This is a genomic window from Pseudomonas sp. FH1, assembly GCF_000510895.2.
Classification (GTDB): Bacteria; Pseudomonadota; Gammaproteobacteria; order Pseudomonadales; family Pseudomonadaceae; genus Aquipseudomonas; species Aquipseudomonas azotoformans_A.
This window is the reverse complement of record NZ_AOHM01000147.1, coordinates 63401-73521: the sequence shown is the minus strand read 5'-3', so window position 1 is coordinate 73521 and position 10121 is coordinate 63401. Positions and strand designations below refer to the sequence as shown.

Sequence of the window (10121 nt, the reverse complement as noted above, 5' to 3'; positions counted from 1 at the left end):
GGGCGTTTTGAGACTGAAACAGGTGTAAACCTATTTCAGGACTAGACATGGCGTTTACACCGGCTGTTCCTGCAACATCCCACCCTCGATGCGCACATGCCGACCATGGAAGCGCTTGAGGCTGCTGCGATGGCCGACGCTGACGATGCTCAGCCCCGGCAGCTCATCGATCAGCGCCTGATACAGCGTGGCCTCGTCCTCTTCATCCATGGCCGACGTGGCTTCGTCCATGTACAGCCATTGCGGCGCGAACAACAAGGCGCGGGCAAAAGCCAGGCGTTGCTGCTCGCCCGGCGAGAGCATGCGCTGCCAGTGGTTGGCTTCCTCCAGCCGCCCAACCAGATGCGGCAGGCGGCAGGTTTCCAGGACCTGTGCATAACGTTCGGCCGGGTAGACGCTGTCGTCCTGTGGATAACTCAACACCGCCTTCAGCGTGCCAATCGGCAGGTAAGGTTTTTGCGGCAGGAACAAATAACGTTCGGCCGGCAGGCGAATAGTGCCGTGGCCGTTGGGCCACAGGTTGCCCATGGCGCGTAGCAAGGTCGACTTGCCGCTGCCGGAACGACCACTGAGCATCAGCCGCTCGCCTTCAGCCACCGTCAGGTCGGCGCCTTGCAGCAAATGCCGGCCGTCCGCCAGGTCCAGGCTCAGATCCTTGACCTGCAAGTCGCCACCCTGGTGTTGCAAGCCAATGCCCATCGTGCGGCTTTCGTTTTCCTGCATGGCCTGGCCGAAACTCAACAGACGATCGCAGGTCGCGCGCCAACTGGCCAACAGCGTGTAGGCGTCGACAAACCAACTCAGGCTGCCTTGCACACTGCCGAACGCCTGGGCCACCTGCATCAGCACGCCCAGTTCGATCTTGCCGGAAAAGTAACGCGGCGCCGCGACCACAAAGGGAAAGATGATCGCGATCTGGGAGTAACCGCTGGTAAAGAAATTCAGGCGTTTCTTGAGCTGCATGATGTTCCAGAAGTTGCTCCACACCCGTCCGAAGCGTGCGCTCAATTGCTGGTGTTCGTTAGGCTCGCCATTGAACAGCGCGATGCTTTCCGCGTTCTCCCGCACCCGCACCAGACTGAAACGCAAGTCAGCTTCAAAGCGTTGTTGGCGGTTGCTCAAGCCAATCAACTTGCGACCGATCAAGTGGGTCAACCAACTGCCGATCACCGCGTAGATCAATGCCGCCCAGAACATGTAGCCGGGAATGGTAATGCCCCAGATTTCGATGCTCCCGGACACGCCCCACAGGATCACCGAGAACGACACCAGGCTCACCAAATTGGCGATAAAGCCCAGCCCCAGCGTGAGGGTGCTGCTGGTAAACGCGTTGAGGTCTTCGGAGATACGCTGGTCGGGGTTGTCGGTGTAGCCGCCGTATTCCAGGTGGTAGTAATTCTTGTGGCCCAGCCACTGGGCGAAATAGGTTTCCGTCAGCCAGCGGCGCCAGCGGATGGTGAGCATCTGTTGCAGGTAGGACGTGAACACGCCGGTCACGATCGACACCACCGCAATCACGCTGAAGTACATCAGCAGATGGGTAAAGGCGTCGTAGTCCTTGTTTTCCAGCGCGTTGTAGAAATCGCGGTTCCAGCTGTTGAACCACACCGAGACGGCGACGCTGAACAGCGACAACCCCAGCACCACCAACAGCAGCAGCCAGGCCTTGGCCTTTTCTTCGCTGCGCCAGTAAGGCGTGATCAACCCCCACACCCGCCGTAAAAATTGCCCACGCACCGCGTCGTTGACCGCGGAGTACTCAGCGTTCTGATTCATCGTTCAGGCTCGGTAGGGAAAAGATGACAGGCGTTCGAACCGATCATAGTTGATCGGTTCGGGGCTCCGTGCGGCCTGAAGCAGATTGTTCAGCTGTTGTTCAGATCGGGCTCAGCGGCGTACCGGGCGCTTCTGCAGCTTGCGCTGCAAGGTACGGCGGTGCATGCCCAGGGCGCGGGCAGTGGCGGAGATATTGCCTTCGTGCTCGGTCAGCACGCGCTGGATGTGCTCCCACTGCAGGCGGTCCACCGACATCGGGTTTTCCGGCACCAGCGTGTCCAGGTCGGCGTGCTCGGAAAGCAAGGCGGCCAGTACGTCGTCGGCGTCCGCCGGCTTGCACAGGTAGTTGCAGGCGCCGCGCTTGATCGCCTCAACTGCGGTGGCGATGCTGGAGTAACCAGTGAGGATCACCACGCGCATTTCCGGGTCGAGCTCCAACAGCTTGGGCAGCAGCACCAGGCCGGAGTCGCCGTCCATTTTCAGGTCGAGCGCGGCGTAGTCCGGCAGGTCGGCCTGGGCGATGGTCAGGCCTTCCTCGGCCGAGCCTGCGGTGCTGACGCGGAAACCGCGACGGCTCATGGCGCGCGCCATCACGCGGGTAAAGGTGGCGTCGTCATCTACCAGCAACAGGTGCGGCAGTTCTTCGCCTTCGACTTGGATCTCGTCACTCATCGATATCTCCTCGTGCGACACGGGGCAGGCGCAGCTCGGTGAGCGTGCCACCTTCCTCATGACTATAGAGCTTCACTGAGCCGCCCGCGCGGGTCACGCTGGCCTTGCTCAAAAACAGGCCAAGGCCGAAACCTTTGCCCTTGGTGGTAAAGAAGGGTTTGCCGATCTGCTCGGCAATGGCCAGCGGCACGCCCGCGCCGTGGTCACGAATGCTGATGGTCACGTCTTCGGCGTCCCAGTCCAACTCTACGCCCAACCCCTCGGGACAAGCGTCGGCGGCGTTGTTCAGCAGGTTGAGCAGCGCCTGGGTCAGGTCCGGTGGCGGCGCCATGCGCGGCACGCTGCCCTGGCCCAGCAGATGGAAACGGTAACTGGCTTCGGGGCGCATCAGGTGCCAGCGGTTCAGGGCTTCGTCGAGCCACTGGGTCACGTCCTGCATTTCCACCGCCAGGCGGCGATTGGCTTCGGCGGCGCGCACCAGTTGCTGCAGGGTCTGCTTGCACTGCTTGACCTGTTCGCGCAGTACGCCGAGGTCTTCTTGCAGCGCCGGGTCGTGATGGTCCTGGGTCATTTCGTTGAGCAGCACGCTCATGGTGGCCAGGGGTGTGCCCAGCTCATGGGCGGCGCCGGCAGCCTGGGTGGCGACGGCCAAGAGTTGCTGGTCGCGCAGGCCCTCTTCACGGCGAATGGCGCGCAGTTCTTCCTGGCGACGCAGTTCTTCGGCCATGCGCGCAGCGAAGAAGGTGATCACCGCAGCGGACAGCGCGAAACTCAGCCACATCCCGTAGATCTGCAGGTTTTCCCGGGCGATCGGGAAGGTTTGCAACGGGTAGAACCGTGCCAGCAGCAAGGTGTAAAGCGTCAGGGCAATACCCGACAGCACCACCGAATAGCGCCACGGCAAAGTCACGGCAGCGATGGTCAGCGGCACCAGGTAATACGAAACAAACGGATTGGTGGAACCGCCGGAGAAATACAGCAACACACTGTGGATAAACAGGTCGCAGGCCAATTGCAGGGCGTATTCCAGCTCGGTCACCGGCCACGTGGTACGCAACCGGATCACGGTAAACACACAGAGCACGGTGGAGAAACCGAGGGTCACGCCCAGTTGCAGCCACGGCAGCGGCAGCAGGTCGAACCAATAGGCAAGCCCGACGGAGCCGGCCTGTGCGGCCAGTACCAGGGTACGGATGAACGTCAGGCGCCAGAGGTTCTGGCGGGTGGCGGAAGTCAGTTTTACGGCGGCGAGCATGTGCTCTCCCGGTGAGCGCTGCAGGCGGATCGGCAGGAGTATAAACGAAGCAGGCGGGCTGGCACGGCGTGTGTGGCTCTTTGCCGCAGGTCAGGCCAATGACCGTTCGTCGGCATCACCGCAACTTGTAGCTAATGTGTAAACCCGAAGAACCCGATGCCACCGTCTACAGTCATACCCAACACGACTATCTCAAGGAGCTTCCATGTCTCGTTTCACTCGCAGTGCAGCCGCCCTCACCCTCAGCGTCGGCACCCTGGTCAGCCTGCCAGCACTGGCCGCTGACGCACTGAACTACAACCAGATTTCCCTGCGCGCCGAGGTCAGCCAGGAGGTGGCCCGCGACAAGATGATCGTGACCCTCTACACCGAATCCCAGAACAGCGACCCCGCCAAGCTCGCCGCTGAAATCACCACCACCATGAACAAGGCCTTGGGCCAGGCGCGCGAAGTCAAAGCAGTGACCCTGCGCCAGGGCAGCCGCAACAGCTACCCGATCTACGACAGCAAGAACCAGAAGATCACTGGCTGGCGCGAGCGCGCCGAACTGCGCCTCGAAAGTGCGGACTTCCCGGCGCTGTCCAAGCTCACTGGTGAACTGCAGAGCACCCTGAAAATGGACAACATGGAGTTCTCCATCGCCGACGCCACGCGCAAGTCCAGCGAAGATGCCTTGCTCAAAGATGCAGTCGCCGCGTTTAAAGCACGCGCGCAACTGGCCACCGATGCGCTGGGTGGCAAGGGCTACAAGATCGTCAACTTGAACTTCAACACCAACGGCTACCCGATGCCGTATGCCCGTGGCGGCATGATGATGAAAGCGGCCATGGCCGATTCGGCACCCACGCCTGAAGTGGAAGCCGGCACCAGCCAGGTCAACATGAGCGCCGATGGCGTGATTGAAGTGCAGATGCCGTGACCCCTACCTGATAAACCTGAACGGCGTTACCCTCGGTAGCGCCGTTTTCGTTTGGGCAGCTTATATATGCCTGCCACTTCAGGGGTCTCCATGGAAAGAATTGCCTTAAAACCGCTCCTCCTCGCTGCCGGCCTGCTGGCGTTTATGCCACTGGCCCAGGCGGCCAGTACCCTGGTCTACTGCTCCGAAGCCAGCCCCGCCGGTTTCGACCCCAGCCAGTACACCAGCGGCACCGATTTTGATGCGTCTGCCGAAACCGTGTTCAACCGCCTGACCCAGTTCAAGCGCGGCGGCACCGAAGTCGAGCCTGGCCTGGCGACGAGCTGGGACGTGTCCAAGGACGGCCTGACCTATACGTTCCACCTGCGCGATGGCGTCAAGTTCCACACCACCGATTTCTTCACCCCTACCCGCAACTTCAACGCGGATGATGTGCTGTTTACCTTCAACCGCCTGCTGGATGCGCAAAGCCCGTTTCGCCAGGCTTACCCTTCCGAATCGCCGTACTTCACCGACATGGGCTTGAACACCACGATCAAGAACGTCGACAAACTCGACGAGCACACCGTGCGCTTCAACCTGAACAACGTCGATGCGTCGTTCGTGCAGAACCTGGCCATGAGCTTCGCCTCGGTGCAATCCGCCGAATACGCCGCGCAACTGCTCAAGCAAGGCAAGGCCGAAGAGATCAACCAGAAACCGGTAGGCACCGGGCCGTTTATATTCAAGCGCTACCAGAAGGATTCGCAGATCCGCTACGTGGCCAACAAACAGTATTGGAAACCCGAGGATGTGAAGCTCGACAACCTGGTGTTCGCCATTACGCCAGATGCGGCGTCGCGCCTGCAAAAGCTCAAGGCCGGTGAATGCCAGGTCAGCGGATACCCGCGCCCTGCGGATATCGAGGTGATGAAACAGGACCCGAACCTGCGTGTCCTGCAACAAGCCGGTTTCAACCTGGGCTTCCTGGCCTACAACGTGACCCACCCGCCGCTGGACCAGCTCAAGGTGCGCCAGGCGCTGGACATGGCAATCGACAAGCCGGCAATCATCAAGGCCGTGTACCAGAGCGCCGGACAATTGGCGCAGAACGCACTGCCGCCTGCGCAGTGGTCTTATGACCCCGGCATCAAGGACGCGCCTCACGATCCTGCGAAGGCCAAGGCGCTACTAAAAGAAGCAGGGGTTGCACCCGGTACCACCATCAACCTGTGGGCCATGACCGTGCAACGCGCCTCCAACCCCAACGCGCGCATGTCCGCACAGATGATTCAGCAAGATTGGGAAAAAATCGGCATCAAGGCCAATATCGTCAGTTATGAATGGGGCGAATACATCAAACGCGCCAAAAATGGCGAGCATGACGCGATGATTTATGGCTGGACCGGTGACAATGGCGACCCGGATAACTGGCTGGGCGTGCTCTACAGTTGTGCTGCGGTCAAGGGCAGCAACTACGCCAAATGGTGTAACCCGGCCTATGACAAACTCGTCCAGCAAGCCAAGGTCAGCAACGACCGCGAGCAGCGCATCAAGTGGTATCAACAGGCACAAAAAATCCTTAAGGAACAAGTACCTATAACTCCTATTGCGAACTCGACGGTTTTCCAACCGCTGCGTAAGGAAGTCAAGGACTTCAAGATAAGCCCCTTCGGCTTGACGCCGTTCTACGGCGTGAGTCTAGAGAAGTAACAGCGACGCCCCAACCGAGTGCGCTAGACGCCTCGGTTGGTCATTTTTGGTGCGTCTCCTGCACCGAAAAAACCCTCGAAATAGACGCAAATATGTACAAACTTTCATAATTGCGACATTCCTGTACGTTCGTACCACTGTTTTACCTTCGTAACGGTTCAGCATCTTGCAATGGGTATGGCGCCTGCATAAGTATCCGCAGGCCGACTCACGAGGTCGCCCTCACCACCAAAAATGACAACAAATCATGAGGCCAACATGCTTAAACACGCAGTCATTCCGTTAATTGTTAGCGCTGGCCTTATGGCCGCAGCTCCTTTCGCCCAAGCGGCGACTAACCTGGTGTTCTGCTCCGAAGGGAGCCCGGCCGGTTTTGATCCAGGCCAGTACACCACCGGAACAGACTTCGATGCCTCGGCCGAAACCATGTTCAACCGCCTGACCCAGTTCGAGCGCGGCGGCACCGCTGTGATTCCTGGGCTGGCCACCAGCTGGGACGTGTCTTCGGATGGCTTGACCTACACCTTCCACCTGCGTGATGGCGTCAAGTTCCACACCACCTCGTACTTCAAACCGACCCGTACCTTCAATGCCGATGACGTGCTGTTCACGTTCAACCGCATGATCAACAAGGACGATCCGTTCCGTAAGGCCTACCCCACCGAGTTCCCGTACTTCACGGACATGGGGATGGACACCAATATCAAGAACATCGAGAAAGTCGATGACCATACCGTCAAGTTCACCCTTGGCACCGTGGACGCCGCTTTCATCCAGAACCTGGCAATGAGCTTCGCTTCGATCCAGTCGGCTGAATACGCCGCCCAACTGTTGAAAGAAGGCAAGGCCGCGGACATCAACCAGAAGCCGGTCGGCACTGGCCCGTTCGTGTTCAAGAGCTATCAGAAAGACTCGAACATCCGTTACACCGGCAACAAGGACTACTGGAAACCTGAAGACGTGAAGATCGACAACCTGATCTTCGCCATCACCACCGACCCGTCGGTGCGTATCCAGAAGCTCAAGAAAAACGAATGCCAGATCACCCTGTTCCCACGTCCGGCCGACCTCAAGGCGCTGGGCGATGACAAGGACCTGAAACTGCCGCACCAAGCCGGTTTCAACCTGGGCTACATCGCCTACAACGTCATGGACAAGGTCAAGGGCAGCGACCAGCCTAACCCGCTGGCCGACCTGCGCGTACGCCAGGCGCTGGACATGTCGGTGAACAAGCAGCAGATCATCGACTCCGTGTACCAGGGCGCCGGCCAACTGGCCGTCAACGCCATGCCACCAACCCAATGGTCGTATGACACCACCATCAAGGACGCCAAGTACGACCCAGAGAAAGCCAAGTCGCTGCTCAAGGAAGCGGGCGTCAAGGAAGGGACTGAAATCGTTCTGTGGGCCATGCCGGTTCAGCGTCCGTACAACCCGAACGCCAAGCTGATGGCAGAAATGCTGCAGAACGACTGGAAGAGGATCGGTCTCAACGTGAAGATCACCAGCTACGAGTGGGGCGAGTACATCAAGCGCTCCAAAGGTGGCGAGAACCAGGCCATGATCATTGGCTGGAGTGGTGACAATGGTGACCCGGACAACTGGCTGAACGTGCTGTTCGGCTGCGACTCGCTGCAAGGCAACAACTTCTCCAAATGGTGCGACAAGAAATTCGACGGCATCGTAAAAGAAGCCAAGGCTACGTCGGACGTCGCCAAACGCACCGAGCTGTATAAGCAGGCGCAACATATCCTCAAAGATGCTGTCCCGATGACACCTATCGCGCACTCGACGGTGTATCAACCCATGCGTTCCACCGTGCAGGACTTCAAGATCAGCCCGTTTGGCTTGAACTCCTTCTACGGCGTGAGCGTCAGCGGCAAGTAAGGATCATTGACGGCGACGTTTCCTAACGTCGCCGTTATTGCATCCGCCTAGACCGTAGGAAACAGACCACGCTCGCAACCGTTGCGTCCTACAGCAATGAACTGCGATGCGTGACTCCGTTGCCTACAAGGTCAATCCGATTTGGTGCATTTACTGCCAGGTCCGCGACCCATAACGTCGTGGGACAGCAGAGGCAACCAGTTCGGAATGGCACTTGCTGCGTGTGGGATCAGTGATGTCACCCCGGTCAAACGCCAGGGTGATTGCTCGCTGATGACAACTACAATCAAGGATCGGGATCGTCATGCGCCATACCACCTTTCTATCCGCAATGTTTGCCACCAGCCTGCTGGCTGTGGCCACGATGGGCCACGCCGCCGACAAGCAGAGCCTGGTGTTCTGCTCGGAAGGCAGCCCGGCCGGTTTTGATACCGCGCAATACACCACCGCCACCGATAACGATGCAGCGGAGCCGCTGTATAACCGCCTGGTTGAGTTTGAAAAGGGCGAGACCGGTGTCGTACCTGCGCTGGCAACCAAATGGGATATTTCGCCAGATGGCCTGACCTACACCTTCCATTTGCGTGAGGGGGTGAAATTCCACAGCAACAAGGAATTCAAGCCAACGCGGGACTTCAACGCCGACGACGTGCTGTTCACCTTCAACCGCATGCTTGACCCCGACCATCCATTTCGCAAGGCCTACCCCACCGAGTTTCCGTACTTCAACGGGATGAGCCTGAACAAGAACATTGCCAAGGTCGCCAAAACCGACCCGCACACCGTGGTGATAACTCTGAACACGGTCGACGCTGCGTTTATCCAGAACATCGCCATGAGCTTCGCCGCGATCCTCTCGGCCGAGTACGCCGACCAGTTGCTCAAGGATGGCAAGCCGAGCGATATCAACCAGAAGCCGATCGGCACTGGCCCTTTCGTGTTCCAGCGTTATCAGAAAGATTCGCAGATCCGTTATGTGGCCAACAAACAGTACTGGGACCCGAGCAAGGTCAAGCTGGACCAGTTGATCTTCGCCATCAACACCGACGCCTCGGTGCGGGTGCAAAAGCTCAAGGCCGGCGAATGCCAGGTGACCCTGCATCCGCGCCCGGCTGACGTCGATGCCCTCAAGGCCGACCCGAACCTGCAACTGCTGACCAAGCCAGGTTTCAACCTTGGCTATATCGCCTACAACGTGCGCCACAAGCCCTTCGACCAGCTCGAAGTGCGCCAGGCGCTGGACATGGCGGTGAACAAGCAGAGCATCCTGAACGCCGTGTACCAGGGCGCCGGGCAATTGGCCGTCAATGCCATGCCACCGACGCAGTGGTCCTACGACGACAGCATCAAGGACGCTGCCTACAACCCGGAAAAAGCCAAGGAACTGCTCAAGGCCGCCGGCGTAAAAGAAGGCACCGAAATCACCCTGTGGGCGATGCCAGTACAACGTCCGTACAACCCCAACGCCAAGCTGATGGCCGAGATGCTGCAAAGCGACTGGGCCAAGATCGGCCTCAAGGTCAAGATCGTCAGCTACGAGTGGGGCGAGTACATCAAGCGCACCAAGAACGGTGAGCACGATGTGAGCCTGATCGGCTGGACCGGTGACAACGGTGACCCGGACAACTGGCTGGGCACCCTCTACAGCTGCGACGCCATCGGCGGGAACAACTACTCCATGTGGTGTGACCCGGCGTACGACAAGCTGATCAAGCAAGCCAAGGTCGTAACCGACCGCGAACAAAGGACTGTTCTATACAAACAGGCGCAGCAACTGCTCAAGCAGCAGGTGCCGATCACGCCTGTCGCCCACTCGACGGTCAACCAGCCGTTAAGCGCCAAAGTCGAAGGTTTCAAAGTGAGCCCCTTCGGCCGCAACGTGTTCTCGGGCGTCAGTATCACCCCATAAGAAAATAACCG

Annotated in this window: 7 protein-coding genes; 4 read left to right on the top strand and 3 right to left on the bottom strand. The window is 59.1% G+C overall.

Going from position 1 to position 10121, the window contains the following annotated elements; all coding sequences use genetic code 11:
- Positions 1 to 54: 54 nt before the first annotated feature.
- From H096_RS32840 to H096_RS32830, 3 genes are all read right to left on the bottom strand, one after another.
- Complete coding sequence (locus H096_RS32840) at positions 55 to 1776, bottom strand: ABC transporter ATP-binding protein/permease (RefSeq protein ID WP_033903378.1); 1722 nt, start codon at positions 1774 to 1776, stop codon at positions 55 to 57.
- Positions 1777 to 1887: 111 nt separating this feature from the next.
- Positions 1888 to 2448 (bottom strand): response regulator transcription factor, encoded by a 561-nt coding sequence (locus tag H096_RS32835; protein ID WP_003171731.1) that lies wholly within the window; start codon positions 2446 to 2448, stop codon positions 1888 to 1890.
- A complete protein-coding gene (locus tag H096_RS32830; protein WP_033903377.1) occupies positions 2441 to 3703 on the bottom strand; it encodes an ATP-binding protein in 1263 nt (420 codons plus the stop codon). The genes H096_RS32835 and H096_RS32830 overlap by 8 nt, the downstream gene beginning before the upstream one ends.
- A gap of 205 nt (positions 3704 to 3908) precedes the next feature.
- Here H096_RS32830 and H096_RS32825 point away from each other — a divergent pair, with 205 nt between their 5' ends.
- The 4 genes from H096_RS32825 to H096_RS32810 all read left to right on the top strand — a co-directional run bounded on the left by H096_RS32825 (position 3909) and on the right by H096_RS32810 (position 10110).
- Positions 3909 to 4622 (top strand): SIMPL domain-containing protein, encoded by a 714-nt coding sequence (locus H096_RS32825; RefSeq protein WP_033903376.1) that lies wholly within the window; start codon positions 3909 to 3911, stop codon positions 4620 to 4622.
- A gap of 90 nt (positions 4623 to 4712) precedes the next feature.
- Positions 4713 to 6314: an ABC transporter substrate-binding protein gene (locus tag H096_RS32820; RefSeq protein WP_033903375.1), complete on the top strand. Its 1602-nt coding sequence runs from the start codon at positions 4713 to 4715 to the stop codon at positions 6312 to 6314.
- Between the two features lie 258 nt (positions 6315 to 6572).
- Positions 6573 to 8201 (top strand): ABC transporter substrate-binding protein, encoded by a 1629-nt coding sequence (locus H096_RS32815; protein ID WP_033903374.1) that lies wholly within the window; start codon positions 6573 to 6575, stop codon positions 8199 to 8201.
- Between the two features lie 304 nt (positions 8202 to 8505).
- A complete protein-coding gene (locus H096_RS32810; RefSeq protein ID WP_033903373.1) occupies positions 8506 to 10110 on the top strand; it encodes an ABC transporter substrate-binding protein in 1605 nt (534 codons plus the stop codon).
- Positions 10111 to 10121: the final 11 nt, after the last annotated feature.

What these genes read in the sequence shown, in the direction of transcription:
- H096_RS32840 (WP_033903378.1), bottom strand. Translation starts at nt 1,776, where the DNA reads ATGAATCAGAACGCTGAGTACTCCGCGGTCAACGACGCGGTGCGTGGG.
- H096_RS32835 (WP_003171731.1), bottom strand. Translation starts at nt 2,448, where the DNA reads ATGAGTGACGAGATCCAAGTCGAAGGCGAAGAACTGCCGCACCTGTTG.
- H096_RS32830 (WP_033903377.1), bottom strand. Translation starts at nt 3,703, where the DNA reads ATGCTCGCCGCCGTAAAACTGACTTCCGCCACCCGCCAGAACCTCTGG.
- H096_RS32825 (WP_033903376.1), top strand. Translation starts at nt 3,909, where the DNA reads ATGTCTCGTTTCACTCGCAGTGCAGCCGCCCTCACCCTCAGCGTCGGC.
- H096_RS32820 (WP_033903375.1), top strand. Translation starts at nt 4,713, where the DNA reads ATGGAAAGAATTGCCTTAAAACCGCTCCTCCTCGCTGCCGGCCTGCTG.
- H096_RS32815 (WP_033903374.1), top strand. Translation starts at nt 6,573, where the DNA reads ATGCTTAAACACGCAGTCATTCCGTTAATTGTTAGCGCTGGCCTTATG.
- H096_RS32810 (WP_033903373.1), top strand. Translation starts at nt 8,506, where the DNA reads ATGCGCCATACCACCTTTCTATCCGCAATGTTTGCCACCAGCCTGCTG.